The organism is Pleomorphochaeta caudata (assembly GCF_055395745.1).
This window is the reverse complement of sequence record NZ_AP042458.1, coordinates 3,193,496-3,210,867: the sequence shown is the minus strand read 5'-3', so window position 1 is coordinate 3,210,867 and position 17,372 is coordinate 3,193,496. Positions and strand designations below refer to the sequence as shown.

At 30.2% G+C, this 17,372-nt stretch carries 20 protein-coding genes and 1 pseudogene; all 21 read left to right on the top strand.

Going from position 1 to position 17,372, the window contains the following annotated elements; genetic code table 11:
- Nucleotides 1-22: 22 nt before the first annotated feature.
- A complete protein-coding gene (metK, locus tag ACZ5RS_RS14680; protein ID WP_464636683.1) occupies nt 23-1,189 on the top strand; it encodes a methionine adenosyltransferase in 1,167 nt (388 codons plus the stop codon).
- On the top strand, nt 1,179-2,441 hold the full coding sequence (locus ACZ5RS_RS14675; RefSeq protein WP_464636681.1) for a site-specific DNA-methyltransferase: 1,263 nt from the start codon (nt 1,179-1,181) through the stop codon (nt 2,439-2,441). Before metK ends, ACZ5RS_RS14675 begins: the two co-directional genes overlap by 11 nt.
- Nucleotides 2,419-2,721, top strand: a complete 303-nt coding sequence (locus tag ACZ5RS_RS14670; protein WP_464636680.1) for a hypothetical protein — start codon at nt 2,419-2,421, stop codon at nt 2,719-2,721. The genes ACZ5RS_RS14675 and ACZ5RS_RS14670 overlap by 23 nt, the downstream gene beginning before the upstream one ends.
- Nucleotides 2,721-3,029: a hypothetical protein gene (locus tag ACZ5RS_RS14665; protein WP_464636678.1), complete on the top strand. Its 309-nt coding sequence runs from the start codon at nt 2,721-2,723 to the stop codon at nt 3,027-3,029. The genes ACZ5RS_RS14670 and ACZ5RS_RS14665 overlap by 1 nt, the downstream gene beginning before the upstream one ends.
- The gene (locus ACZ5RS_RS14660; RefSeq protein WP_464636677.1) at nt 3,026-3,298 is read left to right on the top strand and encodes a hypothetical protein; all 273 of its coding nucleotides are present in this window, start codon (nt 3,026-3,028) and stop codon (nt 3,296-3,298) included. Before ACZ5RS_RS14665 ends, ACZ5RS_RS14660 begins: the two co-directional genes overlap by 4 nt.
- A complete protein-coding gene (locus ACZ5RS_RS14655; protein ID WP_464636675.1) occupies nt 3,249-3,539 on the top strand; it encodes a hypothetical protein in 291 nt (96 codons plus the stop codon). Before ACZ5RS_RS14660 ends, ACZ5RS_RS14655 begins: the two co-directional genes overlap by 50 nt.
- Before the next feature lie 82 nt (nt 3,540-3,621).
- Nucleotides 3,622-4,386 carry a hypothetical protein gene (locus ACZ5RS_RS14650; protein WP_464636674.1) on the top strand — a complete coding sequence of 255 codons (765 nt, stop codon included), beginning with the start codon at nt 3,622-3,624 and terminating at the stop codon, nt 4,384-4,386.
- 151 nt (nt 4,387-4,537) lie between these two features.
- Nucleotides 4,538-4,765, top strand: coding sequence for a DUF4314 domain-containing protein (locus tag ACZ5RS_RS14645; RefSeq protein WP_464636672.1), 228 nt, complete (start codon nt 4,538-4,540; stop codon nt 4,763-4,765).
- Complete coding sequence (locus ACZ5RS_RS14640; protein WP_464636670.1) at nt 4,758-4,940, top strand: DUF5049 domain-containing protein; 183 nt, start codon at nt 4,758-4,760, stop codon at nt 4,938-4,940. Before ACZ5RS_RS14645 ends, ACZ5RS_RS14640 begins: the two co-directional genes overlap by 8 nt.
- Before the next feature lie 57 nt (nt 4,941-4,997).
- On the top strand, nt 4,998-6,599 hold the full coding sequence (locus tag ACZ5RS_RS14635; RefSeq protein WP_464636668.1) for a terminase large subunit: 1,602 nt from the start codon (nt 4,998-5,000) through the stop codon (nt 6,597-6,599).
- A 17-nt stretch (nt 6,600-6,616) separates the two neighbouring features.
- Nucleotides 6,617-7,930 (top strand): annotated as a pseudogene (locus tag ACZ5RS_RS14630) (phage portal protein).
- Nucleotides 7,872-8,597, top strand: coding sequence for a head maturation protease, ClpP-related (locus tag ACZ5RS_RS14625; protein WP_464636667.1), 726 nt, complete (start codon nt 7,872-7,874; stop codon nt 8,595-8,597). The pseudogene ACZ5RS_RS14630 and the gene ACZ5RS_RS14625 overlap by 59 nt, the downstream one beginning before the upstream one ends.
- Before the next feature lie 19 nt (nt 8,598-8,616).
- A complete protein-coding gene (locus tag ACZ5RS_RS14620; RefSeq protein ID WP_464636665.1) occupies nt 8,617-9,825 on the top strand; it encodes a phage major capsid protein in 1,209 nt (402 codons plus the stop codon).
- Between the two features lie 13 nt (nt 9,826-9,838).
- Entirely contained in the window at nt 9,839-10,078 is a 240-nt protein-coding gene (locus ACZ5RS_RS14615; RefSeq protein WP_464636663.1) for a Head fiber protein, read from the top strand.
- A 52-nt stretch (nt 10,079-10,130) separates the two neighbouring features.
- Complete coding sequence (locus ACZ5RS_RS14610) at nt 10,131-10,676, top strand: hypothetical protein (protein ID WP_464636661.1); 546 nt, start codon at nt 10,131-10,133, stop codon at nt 10,674-10,676.
- 1 nt (nt 10,677) lies between these two features.
- The gene (locus ACZ5RS_RS14605; protein ID WP_464636660.1) at nt 10,678-11,199 is read left to right on the top strand and encodes a hypothetical protein; all 522 of its coding nucleotides are present in this window, start codon (nt 10,678-10,680) and stop codon (nt 11,197-11,199) included.
- Nucleotides 11,174-11,626: a hypothetical protein gene (locus tag ACZ5RS_RS14600; protein ID WP_464636658.1), complete on the top strand. Its 453-nt coding sequence runs from the start codon at nt 11,174-11,176 to the stop codon at nt 11,624-11,626. The genes ACZ5RS_RS14605 and ACZ5RS_RS14600 overlap by 26 nt, the downstream gene beginning before the upstream one ends.
- 11 nt (nt 11,627-11,637) lie before the next feature.
- A complete protein-coding gene (locus ACZ5RS_RS14595) occupies nt 11,638-12,597 on the top strand; it encodes a phage tail tube protein (RefSeq protein WP_464636656.1) in 960 nt (319 codons plus the stop codon).
- A 5-nt stretch (nt 12,598-12,602) separates the two neighbouring features.
- Nucleotides 12,603-12,965 carry a hypothetical protein gene (locus ACZ5RS_RS14590; RefSeq protein WP_464636655.1) on the top strand — a complete coding sequence of 121 codons (363 nt, stop codon included), beginning with the start codon at nt 12,603-12,605 and terminating at the stop codon, nt 12,963-12,965.
- A 298-nt stretch (nt 12,966-13,263) separates the two neighbouring features.
- Complete coding sequence (locus ACZ5RS_RS14585) at nt 13,264-15,597, top strand: phage tail family protein (protein WP_464636653.1); 2,334 nt, start codon at nt 13,264-13,266, stop codon at nt 15,595-15,597.
- A complete protein-coding gene (locus ACZ5RS_RS14580; RefSeq protein WP_464636651.1) occupies nt 15,597-17,369 on the top strand; it encodes a hypothetical protein in 1,773 nt (590 codons plus the stop codon). Before ACZ5RS_RS14585 ends, ACZ5RS_RS14580 begins: the two co-directional genes overlap by 1 nt.
- Nucleotides 17,370-17,372: the final 3 nt, after the last annotated feature.

Here is a 17,372-nt window from a genome sequence, read left to right as displayed (position 1 = left end):
AAACAAAAGGAACTTTTCAAAGATGAAAAAACTAGTGACATCTGAGTCAGTTTGCAAAGGGCATCCTGATAAATTATGTGATTTAATATCCGATACAATACTAGATGCTTGTTTAGAAAAAGATAAAAATTCTAGAGTTGCTTGTGAGGTATTAGCAACTGCGAATCACATAATTGTGGCAGGGGAGATAACCTGCAAAGAAAGAATTAATATAAAGCATACTGTTAAAGACGTTTTATTGGATGTTGGCTATAATCCCAATGATTATAAAATATCAGTATATGTTCATAATCAAAGTTTGGATATTTCTAATGGTGTTGATTTGGCTCTAGAAGTTAGAAAAATTGAAGCAAAAAAACAAATAGAGTTAGGTGCTGGAGATCAAGGGACTGTAATTGGCTATGCTACAAATGAAACAAAAGAATTTTTACCTTTATCCTTAGTTAAAGCACACGCAATTTGTAAAAAATTAGATGTATGTATGAAGGATTTATCAATTTTTGGAATTGGTCCTGATGGAAAAGCTCAAGTTAGTATTGAGTATGATGGGGATATTCCTATAAGGGTTTCTACAATAGTAGTATCAGTTCAACACATTGAAGAGATATATGTTAGTGAATTGAAAAAAGAAATACTTGAAAAAGTTATAAATCCAGTTTTTGAAGATTTTCCAATTGATATTAATACAAATATTTTAATTAATCCTTCTGGGAAATTTGTGTTAGGAGGTCCTGCAGCAGATACAGGACTAACTGGTAGAAAAATAATAGTTGATACCTATGGTGGATTAGCAGCTCATGGTGGGGGTGCTTTTTCAGGAAAAGATCCAACCAAAGTTGATAGGTCAGCAGCTTATATGGCAAGAGCTATTTCAAAGAATATTGTGAAATGTGGATTTTCAAGTAAATGTCAAACTTCCATTTCTTATGCAATTGGTAAAGCTTATCCAGTAGCTTTGGAAATAAAAACATTTGGTACATCTAGTATTAGTGAATCAAAATTAGAAGATTTAATTTTAAATGTGTTTGATTTAAGACCTTCCGCAATCATTAATGATTTAGACCTAAGAAATGTTAAATATTCTAAAACTTCGACTTATGGTCATTTCAATAATATAAAAAATAATACTTGGGAGTATTTTGATAAATCACAAGAATTAATGGAGATGTTTGAAAAATATGGAAATTAAATCATTAAAAATAAATACATTAAATCCCGCAAAATATAATCCAAGAAAAGATTTAAAACCTGGGGATGCTGAGTATGAAAAATTAAAGAGATCAATTGAACAGTTTGGATATGTTGAGTTAATTGTTGTAAATGAGCAAAACAATAATACTGTTATATCCGGGCATCAAAGATTAAATGTATTAAAGAACTTAGGTAAAGAAGAAGTTGATTGCGTAATCGTTAATCTAAATACCGAAAAAGAAAAAGCTTTAAATATCGCAATGAATAAAGTTACGGGTGATTGGGATAAAGAAAAATTAGCATTGTTAATAACTGATTTAGAAGGTGCTGATTTTGATGTTTTTTTAACTGGTTTTGATACTGAAGAGATTGATGATTTATTTAAGGATAGTTTAAAAGATGGCTTAGAGGATGATGATTTTGATGTAGATGACGAGTTGAAAAATCCTCCAATTTGTAAAAAAGGCGATGTTTGGACTTTAGGAAAGCATAGGCTCATTTGTGGGGATAGCACAAAAGAAGAAACTTATAATCATTTAATGTGTGAAAAAAAAGCAAATCTTGTTGTAACCGACCCTCCATATAATGTTAATTATGAAAGTAACGCAGGTAAAATTCAAAATGACAATATGGATAATAATTCTTTCTATTCTTTCCTGTTGGCTGCCTTTGAAAATATAGAAAAATGCATGGCAATAGATGCATCCATTTATGTATTCCATGCTGATACTGAAGGTCTTAATTTTAGAAAGGCTTTTAACAATGCTGGTTTTTATTTATCAGGGACTTGTATTTGGAAGAAACAATCTCTTGTTCTTGGTCGATCCCCTTATCAATGGCAACATGAGCCCGTTTTATATGGTTGGAAAAAGAAAGGCAAGCATAATTGGTTTACAGGAAGAAAAGAATCTACTATTTGGGAGTTTGATAAACCTAAAAAGAATGCTGATCATCCCACAATGAAACCTATTCAATTAATAGCATATCCTATTATGAATTCTTCTATGAGTGGGACTTTAGTATTAGACCCCTTTGGTGGCAGTGGTAGTACTCTTATAGCTTGTGAACAAACTGATAGAGTTTGTTATACTTGTGAAATTGATGAAAAATATTGTGATGTAATTATAAAAAGATATATTGAATTAGTTGGTTCAAGTGAAAAGGTATTAGTTGAAAGAGATGGCCTTTCTTACCCATATGATGAGTTGATTAATGAGGAAAAGAATTATGAACAATTGGAATGTAGTTAATACTCTCATAATATCAATATTTGGTTCTGGTGGTTTAGTAATTTGGTTTTTGAATAGAGCTACTAAAAAAAGAGATTTTAAAGATTCAACTCATGATGATATCAAAACAATAAAAGAAAAACTTTCCTTTGTTCAGGAAGGTTTAGTTATGACGTTAGAAAATGATAAGGTCATTTTTAAAGCTCTTAGAAATCATGAAATCAATGGTGAATCAGAGAATCAAGAAGAGAAAATGGATGAATATTTTTTATCCCTTTTTAAACATAATGGAGAGAATTAATGTATCTAGTAATAATAATTTTAGTCTATGCAGGTTTTATTGGACTTCTGATGGAACTTTATAAAAAAGTAATCAGAAAAAATAAATCAGGTGTGTTAGAAATAAGATCGTTGGCTTTAGTTTTATCAATTATGTTTAGTATTTTTGTTTATAAAATAATCTCTATTAGTGATATTTTTGAAGAGATTAACAATACTCCTTATATCATTATTTTATACACAGCTTTAATTTATTTATTACAACTTCCTTCCTGTATGAAAATTTGGAAACCTTTATTAAAAGATATAATAGAAAGGAAACTTAAATGAATACTTATATTACAATAATTGTCGCCATTATATTTAGCTTGTTAGGAATAACAAAGCACCAATCTAATAAAATTAAAGTTCAAAAGAAAGAGCTTGAAGAAAATAAGAAACAAGTTAAGAAAGTTAAAAATGAGTTTGAAAAAATAAGTGAAGTACAAGATAAAATAAAAAAAGTTAAAATAGATGAAAAACCTAAAAAGAAAAAAACTGCAGATTCTGATGATTCTTCTTCTCGCCTTGATAGGCTTAATAAGCTGCACGACAACTGATAATATTGAAGAGTCTTTTGATTCAACTCCTATACTAATAAATATGATTCCAGATTTACCTGAAATACCTACATTCCCTAAGTTGAATTGGAACTTTGAGACTGATAAATATTATATCAATGAAGAGGATGTAGATAAGTTATTAAATTATGGGGAGTATGAATTGCCACTATATAGATATGAAATGGATATTTATAGAAAACAATTAGGGTTGATTTTAAAGGAGATTATAAAAAAATAAATTTATGGATTTGTTAGGAATCTTGCTGTATACTAAATAAGATTGTTTACATATTTTTAAACAGGTATAAAGGAGAAATACTATGCCATATATTAGAAATTATATTGATTATTCTAATAGTTTTGAAGAACAATTAATTCAAGTTCCTCACTACAAAAAATATCCTCAAATGATGCCTTGGGTGGGTAGTCAATATGGGAAAGAACACAAAAAAATTTTAATTATTGGAGAAAGTCATTATCTCCCAGAAGGTAGTACAATTCAAAAAAATCCAGAACTTTGGTATAACTCCACAATTAACGATTTAGGGTTATCTCCGGTAGATGAAGAGTCTGAAGTTGATTATACTGAAACAGCAGGAATTGTAAGCACTGGAATGAATAATTGGAATGATGGTGGGCATAGATTTTATAGATATATTCATCATGCAATGAGAGATTCTGGTATTATTTTGGATAGTGGACCTAATGATAATTTATTTAGGTATTTTGCATTTTACAATTTTTTTCAAAGACCCGCAGAAATTTCTGGAGGGAGTTTAAAGAGAACTAATTTAGATGATAAAGTTTCATATGAGGTATTTGAGGATCTTATAAGAATTCTTGATCCTGATGCAATTTTTGTAGTTTCAATAAAAGCTTGGGATGCTCTTATGAATAAATATTGGGAAACTTCAGAGCCCTTAGAAAATAATAGATTGCTAATAAATACAAAAAGTAAAAAAATTATAAGTGGGTTTGCTCCTCATACAGCTTGTTATAGATTTTGGTACAATCCCTACCCAAGATATGAAAATTCATTTAGTGGAAAAGAAGAGTTAATGGACTTTTTAAACAAATATTTTTAAAGTAAAAAATATAATTTACTATCTAAAAACTTTCTGTATTAATTCAGAAAGTTTTTCTTTTGATAAAATTATTAATAAATAATGTTTGATTATTAACTTGATAATTATCTCTTATAGAGTGATAGATACATGTATAGGAGATTATTATTTTATGAGAACTATTACTAAAAGTCATTTAGATTATCTTAGAAAAAAATACCCTGCAAGGACTATTGTTAAATTGCTTAGTATGGAAGATTTACAAGCTCCCAAAAAGGGAACTATGGGAGAAGTATTTCATATTGATGATACCGGAACTATACATGTTAAATGGGAGACAGGTTCAACACTTGGAGTAGTATACGGAGTTGATAGAATTGTGAAGGTAAGCAATGACTAAGATAATTAAAGAACAAATTTTAAGAGTTCGAGATACCTGTCTAACTAATATGTTTGATTTAAAAAATGTTAGATTTATTGCAGAAAAACTAGAATTGAAAGAATTAATTGATTATATAAAAGAAAGTGATAATGAAAGAGAGTATATAACTTTTATAATAAATGGAAAGCTTTAATATAATTCTTCCATTTTTTAAAGGCCATATGGGGGTCTTTTTTTGTGTCTAAATATTATGAAAAAATTAAAGAAATATAAAGCAACTAAATTTAAAACAAAGGATTCTATTTATGATAAAGAGAAAGCTGACTATGCAGTTAATTTTATAAATTGTTTAAGCCATACAAAAGGAATTTGGGCTGGAAAGCCTTTTGAATTACTAGATTGGCAAGAGCAAATAATAAGAGATCTATTTGGAATTGTTAAATCAAATGGATATAGACAATTTAATACAGCTTATATAGAAATTCCAAAGAAGAATGGAAAGAGTGAACTAGCAGCTGCTGTTGCACTTTTATTAACTTGTGGGGACTTTGAAGAGAGAGCTGAAGTCTATGGATGTGCAGCGGACAGAGGGCAAGCATCTATTGTTTTTGAAGTGGCAGCTGACATGGTTAGAATGTGTCCAGCCTTAAGTAGAAGAGTAAAAATACTTACAGCTACCAAGAGAATAATTTACCTTCCAACGAATAGTTTCTATCAAGTTTTATCAGCTGAAGCTTATTCAAAACATGGCTTTAATGTACATGGGGTTGTTTTTGATGAATTGCATACTCAACCTAATAGAAAACTATTTGATGTAATGACTAAAGGATCAGGCGATGCAAGAACACAACCTTTATTCTTTTTAATAACTACAGCTGGAACAGATACTCACTCAATATGTTATGAGCAACATCAAAAAGCAATTGATTTGATAGAAGGTAGAAAAATAGATAGTACCTTCTATCCTGTAATATATGGAGCAAGTGAAGAGGATGATTGGACTAAAAGAAAAACTTGGATAAAAGCAAATCCATCCATTGGAGAAACAATAGGTTTTGATAAGGTTCAAGCGGCATGTGATAGTGCAAGACAAAATCCAGGTGAAGAGAATTCTTTTAGACAGTTGAGATTGAATCAATGGGTAAAACAAACTGTTAGATGGATGCCAATGAATAAATGGGATTTATGTGGTTATAAAATTGATAATAATTCCCTTAATGGTAGAGTTTGCTATGGGGGATTAGACTTATCATCATCCACAGATATAACAGCTTTTGTCTTAGTTTTTCCACCAGTTGATGAAGATGATAAATATATAATTAAACCATATTTTTGGATACCTGAAGAATGTCTTGATTTAAGAGTTAGACGAGATCATGTTCCATACGATGTTTGGTTAAAAACTGGCCATTTAGAAATAACCGAAGGTAATGTTGTTCACTATGGATACATTGAAAAATTCATAGAAGAATTAGGAACAAAATATAATATAAAAGAAATAGCCTTCGATAGATGGGGTGCTGTTCAAATGGTTCAAAACCTAGAGGGTATGGGCTTTACTGTAGTGCCTTTTGGTCAAGGTTTTAAAGATATGAGTCCTCCAACTAAAGAGTTAATGAAACTTGTATTAGAGAGGAAATTAGCACATGGAAAACATCCTGTTTTAAGATGGATGATGGATAATATTTTTATAAGACGAGACCCTGCTGGTAATATAAAACCAGATAAAGAGAAGTCAACTGAAAAGATAGATGGAGCTGTTGCAACCATAATGGCCCTGGACAGAGCAATAAGATGTGAAAATGTAAATAATACTTCTGTTTATGATGGCAGAGGTATTTTATTTATCTAAATTTGGAGTGAAATATAATGCAATTTTTGCCAAACTTTAAAAAGAAGTCGCGAGATAAACCTAAAAATAGTATTAATGGATCTTCGTTTAATTTTCTTTTTGGGGGAACAACTTCAGGAAAGCCTGTAAATGAAAGAACTAGTATGCAAATGACTGCTGTTTATTCTTGTGTAAGAATTTTATCAGAAGCAATTGCAGGACTTCCACTACATTTATATCACTATGGGGAGAATAATAACACATTAAAAGCAGTTGAGCATCCTCTTTATTTCTTATTACATGATGAACCAAATCCTGAAATGACGAGTTTTATTTTCAGAGAAACCTTAATGACTCATTTACTTTTATGGGGTAATGCTTACTCCCAAATAATAAGAAATGGTAAGGGGGATGTTATAGCTCTCTATCCCTTAATGCCTGATAGAATGAGTGTTGATAGAGATAAATCTGGAAATCTTTATTATCAATATACAAAGAGAGATGGGGATACTAATACTTTAAAGGGAACAACTGTAATATTAGACCCTAGCGAAGTATTGCATATACCTGGACTTGGCTTTGATGGATTGGTTGGATATTCTCCAATTGCAATGGCTAAAAATGCTATTGGAATGGCTATTGCTTGTGAAGAATTTGGTGCATCTTTCTTTGCAAATGGAGCAGCACCTAGTGGAGTTCTTGAGCATCCTGGTTCCTTAAAAGATCCTAAAAGAGTTAGAGAAACATGGCAAGGACAATTCGGAGGTTCCTCAAATACTGGAAAAGTTGCAGTACTTGAAGAAGGTATGAAATACACTCCAATCTCCATTTCCCCTGAGCAAGCACAATTTTTAGAAACAAGAAAATTTCAGATAAATGAGATAGCTAGAATATTTAGAGTTCCACCTCATATGGTAGGGGACTTAGAAAAATCAAGTTTTTCTAATATTGAGTAGCAATCTCTTGAGTTTGTTAAATACACATTAGACCCTTGGGTAATTCGATGGGAGCAATCTTTATCTAGAATTCTATTCAATAAAGAAGATAAGAAAAAATACTTTATAAAATTCAATGTAGAAGGTCTCTTAAGAGGAGATTATCAAAGCCGTATGAATGGATATGCCACTGCAAGACAGAATGGCTGGATGAGTGCAAATGATATTAGAGAGTTAGAAAATTTAAATAAAATATCTGATGAGGATGGAGGTAATCTCTATCTCGTTAATGGGAATATGCTTCCTTTAAATATGGCTGGAATATACGCCAATAAAGAAAGCACAAACACGGAGGATAATGGTAGTGAAGAACAAGAAGTTCTGGATTTGGAAAAACCAAGTAGAAAACGAAAATAAAGTAAGAGTTTTATCAATAAATGGAACAATTGCTGAGGATAGTTGGTTTGATGATGATGTAACTCCAAAACTATTTAAAGAAGAATTATTTTCTGAGGATGGGGATCTAGTTATATGGTTAAATTCTCCGGGTGGAGATTGTATTGCCGCAAGTCAAATATACTCAATGCTTATGGATTATCCATTTAATATAACAATAAAGATTGATGGAATAGCTGCCTCTGCTGCATCTGTAATTGCAATGGCTGGAACTAAAGTATTATTAGCCCCAACTGCTCTTATGATGATTCATAACCCAATGACTGTAGCTTTTGGAAATCATGAAGATATGCAAAAAGCTATTGATATGCTTAATCAAGTAAAAGAGAGCATAATCAATGCTTATGAATTAAAGACTAACCAACCAAGAGCAAAGCTTAGTAAGCTGATGGATAGTGAAACGTGGATGAATGCAAATAAAGCTATAGAACTTGGATTCGCAGATGGGTTATTAGAAGATTCTAAAAAAACAAATATTGAAGATAGTTATTCCTATTCAGGAAAAGCTGTTGAATCAAAATTAATAAACAAAATTACAAACAAATATAAAAAAGCTTCTCAAGAAAAAATTGAAACAGGTGTATCAATAAATGAATTAGAGAAGAGATTATTTTTAATTAAACCATAATAAATAGGAGATATGATTTATGAATAAAGCTAATGAATTAAGAGAACAAAGAGCTGGCGTTTGGGAGAAAGCTAAAAAGTTTTTAGACTCTCATAGAAATGAAAATAATATGTTATCCAGTGAAGATACACAAACTTATGAAAGAATGGAAAATGAGATTGTAAATCTTGGAAAAGAAATTGAAAGACAAGAAAGATTAGATAAAATGGAGCGAGAATTAATTGCTCCAATCAATTCTCCTATTACAATTAAACCTGGTGATATGGAAAACTCTAAAAAGATAGGAAGAGATAGTGGTGAATATGCTTCTGCTTTCTGGAAACAAATTAGAGCAAGAGATGGAATTGTAACACCTGAGATTAGAAATGCACTAAGAATTGGAGTTGATACTGAAGGTGGTTATTTAGTTCCTGATGAATTTGAGAGAAGGCTTGTCGAAGCATTAGAAGAAGAGAATATCTTTAGAACAATTGCTCATAAAATGAATACAGCAAGTGGGGATAAGAAAATCCCTATTGTTGCTTCAAAAGGTAGTGCATCCTGGATTGATGAAGGGGGAGCTTATCCTGAAAGTGATGATGCTTTTGGTCAAGTAAGTATTGGTGCTCATAAAGTTGGTACAATGATTAAAGTATCTGAAGAGTTAATTAGTGATAATGTATTTGATTTAGAGGGATATATTGCCAAAGAATTTGGAAGAAGAATTGGAGCAAAAGAAGAAGAAGCTTTCTTCATTGGGGATGGAAGTGGAAAACCATTAGGAATTTTAGCAACAACTGGGGGTGCTCAAATTGGAGTAACATCCTCTTTGGATTCAGGTATTAAATTTGATGAAATTATTGATTTATATTATTCCTTAAAATCACCATATAGAAAAAATGCAACTTGGATTGTAAATGATACAACTATTAAAGCTTTAAGAAAATTAAAAGATGGAAATGGTCAGTACATTTGGCAACCATCAGTAACTGCAGGAACACCTGACAGTATTTTAAATAGACCTGTTCAAACATCTTCTTTTATGCCTGAATTAACTGCTGGAAATAAGAGTGTTGTATTTGGGGACTTCTCATATTATTGGATTGCTGATAGACAAGGTAGAGTCTTTAAACGCTTAGGTGAATTATATGCACCAAGTGGTCAGGTTGGTTTCTTAGGTTCTCAAAGAGTAGATGGAAAACTAATTCTTCCAGAAGCAGTTAAAGTACTTCAACAAAAAGTAGCTTAGTAAGGATAATTTGATGAATAATTCAAAAAATTATAAAGAAGATGGTGGAGATACTATTGCACTTGGGGGTGATGTAAAAATCACCTCCACTGCAAATATAATAATTGAAGAAGGTTCAAATATTAAGGGCCTTTCAACTTTTAAAGAAATAGATAATCTTGAAGATAGTACTGCTGAAACTGTAAAAGCTTTAAAAAATGATTTTAACTTCCTTCTTTCTAAATTAAGAGAAGTTGGACTGCTAAAAGTATAGTTATAACAAGCACTTTAGAGAAATCTAAGGTGTTTTTTTATGGGGATATGAAATGATAGTAAGTTTAGATTTATTTAATTCCTATACTGGAAATTATGAAGATAATGAATCAGCTATTATTCTAAAAGAATCTTTTTTAGCATCAGCAGAAGAAGTTATAAAAGGCTATCTTGGATTTGATCCAACAGAGCAAGAATATGTTGATGTATTAATTTCAGGCAATGATAAAAAGAGATTATATCTACCTTCTCGTCCTATTACATCTCTTTATTCAGTTTTTATTAATGATTCAACTTTTGATACAAATGAATTTAATTTCAATGATGATTATATATATTTCACTGATTATAAAATGCCTTTTAAAAAAGGTGTTGATAATATTTTATTAAGTTTTAAAGCTGGATGGAATGATAATAACATGCCAAGTGTAATTAAGCTCTCAATTCTAAGAATAGCTACACTAATGCTCTCTGAAACTAATGGTAATATAGGGCTAACAGGTAAGAGTTTTTCTGATAATAGTAGAACTTTTATTAACTATAGTAATTATAGAAAATACTTGCAGCCTTTGGATATATTAAGAATTGTAAGGTTTTAATATGAGACAGAAATCAAATACAGATTTTTTTTCAATAGAATCAGATATAGCAGACCCTCTAAATATGCTAAATGATTTAGGTGCAAGAAAGAAAACAATGATGAGAAGATTACTCTCTGGTATTGGTACTGATGCAAAGAATAAGGTTAAAAAAGGCTATAAAAGTAGTGGTTTAAAAAAACGCTCTGGAACTCTATATAAGAGTATTTCTAAAAAAGTTATAAAAAGTGGGAAAGCTGTAATTATTGAAGCAAAAGCGCAGGCTGAGAATAATGTCTTTTATGGTTATGCTCTCTCTAAAGGCTCTGAGATTAGAGCAAAAGATGGTGGTTATTTAACTTTTCAAATAGATGGGAAATGGAAAAAAGTTCATAGCGTAAAACTTCCTGAAACAAACTTTGTTGAAAAACCTGTAAATGATTATTTAAAATCAACTGCATATAAAGAAAAGCTAGATAAATTGGTTCAAAAAGAAATAGCAAAAATAGAAAAGAAAAATGAAAACAGAAATACAAGTCCTTGAAAAACTTAAATTAATTTTAATAGAAAAACTAAATAATTTCATTGAAGATGAATTTTATAAATTTGTTATTGATGATCATAATATAAAAATTGACTTTCCTGATATTGATAATATGAGAAAAAATAACATGTTTTATATTCAACCTGATTATGAAACCTTAGAAGAACTTAGTATTAATAGTGATATGGCTACTATGAATATTAAGTTCTTTATTTTATGTAAAGGTGTAAAAACTGAAGAGTTAATAAAGCGAGTATTTGCTTATTATTCAGCACTCTATGGGATGTTAAAAAACAATCAAAGTTTAGATGGTTTTATAGATTTTATAAAAATTACAGATATGGACTATTATCCAGCAGTATCAGAAATTGCAAATATTAGTGCAATTGAAGTTAGGATGGATCTTATGTGGTCTAAAGAATTTTAAAGGAAGTAGAAATGGCTTTTATAACAGGTAGTGGAACTACTATTCAATTTGGAAAAGAAAGTGGATTTGCAATAAGTGCTAATCCTACTACTTTAATAAATCATACAAATGAAGGAATAAGTGTATCAGTTTCAAAAGGGGACGAGGGATCTCTTTTAGCAAGTAAAACACCCTCTAGTAGAGACCTATTATCAATTGGAGTTGATGGCTCTATTAGTTTTATATTAAGACCTGAGTTTGCAGGTTTATTATTCAATCTAGCCTTAGGCGGCATTGATAATTGCTCTCAGATAGATGAGAGTGAGTGGTATAAACATAACCTTTGTTTATGTGATGTAAATCAAAATTTACCTTCAACTACAATTGTAATTGATAGAAAAGCGGTTGTTAAAAAATATCCTGGATGTACTATTTCATCCTTTACCTTAACTTGTGCTGCTGGGGATTTTGTAAAAGGTAGTATTGATATTAAAGGAGTAAGAGAAGAAACAGGTTCTTTAAATACTTCAATACCAAACTTTAGTATTCCATCTTATAAATGTATAAGTGCAACCTTTAGTGTAGGTGGTAATATTTTTGATATTTCAAGTGCCTCATTAAAGATTGATAATGCATTAGAAGAATCTCCTAAAACTTACTCATCAGGTTTATATTCAGGTCAACCTCAACATGGAAAGAGAAGTGTAACTCTCGATTTTGAAATACCTTATAGTAGTGCAATTGAAGATTTTAAATCAAATTATTTAATTACTGAAAATAACACAGAAGTTATATTAACTTTTGCATCCTCTATTTCAGATTATAAAATTGAAGTAATTATTCCTAATTTATCAGTCAATGATGTATCAGCAAATATAGGTGGAACTGGAATACTTACAGCATCAATTTCAGGAGAAGCTTTATCAGTTGGAGATACAGAGCCAATAGAAGTAAATATTACAGATAAAATATCAACACCATACGGAGAATAAAATATATGTTTATAAAATCAAAAAATTATAATAATTGTATTCAAAAAGTAAAAATAGAAATTGGAACTAATGTAGGATTAGAAAAAGATGATGAAGCATATATTGTGTTAAAAGAATTACCTACAATTGAAATGTTAAAATTGAAAGATGCTTCAGAGAAAAGTGAAAACGAAATATTAATTCTATTTAGAGAATTATTACCATTAATCTTAATTGAGCATAACTTTTATGAAGATGAAAAAGCTCAAAAGAAAATGTCAGAAAAAGATGTAACAGCTATTATCTTTGATTCTTTAGATTTAACAGTAAAGGTTGTGGACTCTTATACCAAAGCTAGTTTTTTTACCCGAGCACAGAAGATAGAATAGCTCTGTCTTCTCTTTGTTCTGAAGTCTTTAATGGTAGAAGAAATCAAGAATTATTTAATGAATATAAACATTGGTTATTTTATATAACTGATATTTATCTTCCTATTTGTGATAGTGAAACAGGAGATTTTAGAACTCTTCCTTTTGAAGGCTCTATTATGAATCAACCATATATGAGTATGCAAATACTAAAATTAATCCAATTAAATTATAGAAAGTTTTTGTATGAGAAAATGCAAAAAATAAAACAAAAGAGTAAATAGCCAGCTTTATGCTGGTATTTTTTTAGGATATAGAAATGGCAACACAAGCAAAAGTAATAATTAAAGGTCAAAACAATATAGGCCAAGCTACAAAATCTGCTGCTAATGATTTGTCTTCTCTAAAAAATACAGTATCTAAGTTTGGATCTACTCTTAAATCTGCATTTGCAGTAACTGCAGCAATTGCGGCAATTCAAAAATTAGGGTCCGCATGTAAAACAGCTTTAACTGAAGATTTTGGTGAAGCTAATAGAGCTTATAAACAATTAGCAATTGCTCTCGGAGATACTGATGCTTACAACTCAGTTTTAGAAACTGTTGATACCTTAGCTAAGAAAACCTTAACAGCTAATGGGGACATTGAAGAGATGGTAGCCGAGCTTGCTGCTCTTGGTAAAAGCTCTGATGAAATAAATAGTATCTCAACAGCTGCTGTTTCTTTATCTAATGTAACAGGTAAAGATTTAAAATCTTCAATGACTACTTTATTAAATACCTTTAATGGAACAACAACTCAATTAGAGAGATTAGGTGTTAATCTTGATGGAGTTACCAAAGAAGAGTTAAGCCAGGGTGCTGCAATTGATTTAGTTATAGAAAAACTAGGTGATTACTCTGATAAAATGGCTGAAGAGGATTCTAATCAGCATTTAAAAAATATGAGTGAAACTTGGGGGGATATAAAAGAGAAAATTGGTGGAGTTATCGATTTTAATTTTGGACCTTGGATTGCTAAACTTGATACAGGCTTTGAAGATTTAGGTCAAAGAATAAATAAAATTACTATATATGTTGGTGCTGCTATTAAGAACTTTCCTAAAGTATTTAGTTTAACTCTTTCTACTTTGTGGGAAATGGTAAAGAAAACCTTTGAATGGAATTCTATTAAAACAATATTTGTTACAGCTATAAAAAATATTGGAATATTAGTAATGGAGATGTTAAAAGCTGTATTTGGTGCAATTCCACAAATGCTTACTCAATTAGTAGCAGGTATTCTTAATTGGATTGTTTACATTGCTGCTAATATTGAAGCTTCTATTTTAAATGCTATCCAAAATGTTATTAATAGTGCTGGTGAAAAAATTCAAGGGACTTGGATTGGTAAAATATTTAAACTTGGTGATAAATTAGAATCTCTTGATTTGGGCGGAAATCATATAAAAGAGAGAGCTGAAAATAGTAAAATACAAGCTGATAAATCTTTTGAAAATATAGGGCCTATATTAAAAGATTATGTTTTATCTGCTATTGATAGTGCAAAAGTAATTAACTCAAATAATGTATCTGCTATTTCTGATATTTATGGTGGAATTGGCTCTGATTTTAAAAATGCTTTAAATGAAATTGTTATGCCTGATTTAGAGGTGATAAAGAAACACTCAGATGCAGCAGACCAAAGTGAAGTACTAGAAGAAATAGCAGAAAATACCTCATCAACTAATAGTGATGAAAATACCACAACATCTACAACTACTGATAAAGAAGAAAGTAATATAAGAGATAAAATATCAAAATCTTTAAGTGATAAAGTTTCAACTGTTTTTACAAGTCTTTTTCAAGGACAAGGCTCTTCTATATTTGACTCTATAACAAATGAGATGTTAGGAGGAGTTGGAAGTTTAGTATCTGCTATCATGCCCCTTATAGATATAGTTATGCAGGTTGTAAATCCTCTTAATATATTGCTTACAATAATAGGTGGATTTGTGTCAGTAATGGAGCCAGCTTTAAATTCTGTTTTTGCACCTTTAATAGATGCCTTTACTTGGATTGGAGAAGCCTTAGCTTCTACAACCCTTCCTTTACTAGACGAACTTCATAAAGTTTTCTCTGTAATTGCTAATGTTATCTTTGCTGTATTATCTCCTATTATTCAATCTCTAGAACCTTTGTTTTTAGTATTATCAGGAGTGATTGAAGCACTCCTTCCAATACTTATATTGGTTGCTAAAGCTTTTACTATATTGATGTCGCCTGTTCAGTTCCTTGCTGATTTGTTTTCGTGGTTAGGCTCTTGGATAAAATATCTAGGAGAAGCAATAGGTGTTACAATTTATAATTTATCACATCCCTTTAGTAGTAAAAAAAGTTATGGAACCACTCCTGGTAAATTCACCTCCGATGCCTTTAGTGGATTATCTGATAGGTTAAATGCTATTGATTCTTTTTCTAATCAAGATACAACAGCGACTGATTCTGTTGCAACTAATACCGCTGTTAGTAGTGCTGGGTATCAGGGGGGAACTCAAGTAACAATAAATATCTATCAACAAGCACCTATTGTAGGAGAAGGGGGGATGAGAGCTTTTGCAATGATGATCAAAAATCAGTTTGAAGAACTCAATTATTATGGAGTATCTGTATAATGGAAAAACTTAATAATCCAACTCTTTATTTAACCTTTTTAGAAAATGATATTCAGTTTAATCACGAGCTTAATCAAGTAATAAATAGTAATAATATTGTCTTTCCCTCCCTTAGTTTTAAGTATCAATTATTAAATGGATTGAAATCTTCGTCAAATCAAATATCTCTTCAATTATATAAAACTTGTTCAAGTATAGAAGATATTATTGTAACAAATGGAGATATAAAAGCTGTATTAAAAGATGGAAGTAAGACTATTTTTACAGGTTATCTTTCTTCAAATTATAACTGGTCTATTACTTCAACAGGGGAAAGTGTATTAAATCTCACGATTGAGGATGTTGGCACTAAATTGCTTGTTAAATCTTTTATAGAAGATGGGGAATATCTAATTAATTCATCAGCCTATATGGCTATTTATGAAATATGCACAGTTGCTGGAGTTTTAATAGCTCAAGATTGTGAGATGATTTTAGATATAGTAACTACAAAAGTAGAGAGTGATACAACATGTAAAGAACTATTAGAGCAATTATTATATGAATTAGGATATGTATATTATTTTAATGAATATGGAAATCTTTTAGTTTATAAAATTGAGTGTACTTCTACTGAAAACTTAAGAGTAATAGATAAAGATTATTTATATTGTGTTGGTAATTCCGCAATAAATATTAAGAAAGATATAAGAAAATATAATGGTGCAAAAGTTACCTATACTAGACTAGGTACCTCTGATAATTATTTAATTTATAGAAATACAACGGGTAAAGATGATTCTCATCCCTATTGTTATTTTTCACTAAATCCAAATGAGCATTTTGATGGGGTTGAAATTTATGATGAAATCGAAAGTGATAATACTTTTCGAAGTCCCTCTCTAGTTCAAGCCTGTAATGCTAAAAGCGAAACTGAAATAGTAGGAAGTAATGAAATCTTATCAGTTGAAAATGTTTCTACGATATTAAAATCTCAAAGTGGAAATGTGGTAGGAATAATTGATAGTGCTGGTGGAACTAATTTATTAATTGATATAAAAAATAATGGATCTATTCCTTATTATATTACCCAGCTTGATGCAATAGCTGATATTATTTTTGTAAAAGATACGAACCTTATTAGTACAACTGATACGATATCTCAAAACAGTGATAGCTCCAGTTCAATAATATGTGAAGAAGTAAAATATATTCACTCTCAAGATTTGGCAAGTAAGCATGCTAATTTAATTTCACAATATAATAAGTATTCAAATACCAAATATGAATTTTATTCAACTGAAGATTTAGAAAATGGAAGTGTTATAACCCTATTTGACAATTTATATTCGGGTTTAAAAGTTAATGTATTAATTTATGCAAAAACCTTTACTGACCAAAGTTACATTATAAAATACTTAGCGGTTGGGATAAGTAAATTTGATTTAACAAAAAATGTTTATTATCAAAGCTTAGCAAAAGCTAAAAGTAATACTAAGGGAGAAGATGGTAAATCTTTTATGGTAGTAATTGAATCTTCAAATGGTACGCTTTTTAGAACAAATTTAATAAATACAACTCTAACTTGTAAGGTTTATCAAAACGCAATTGATATAACAGGAACTCTTGAAGATTATCGATTCAAATGGGTTCGGAAAACCGAGGATGAAATAAGTGATGAAGCTTTCAATACTTCATCCAAAGCACTTTATAAAAAATCAATATTAATAGAATCAGAAGACTGTATAGGACGTACAGTCTTTTTTTGTGAAGTTGATTTAGAAAATATTTAAATT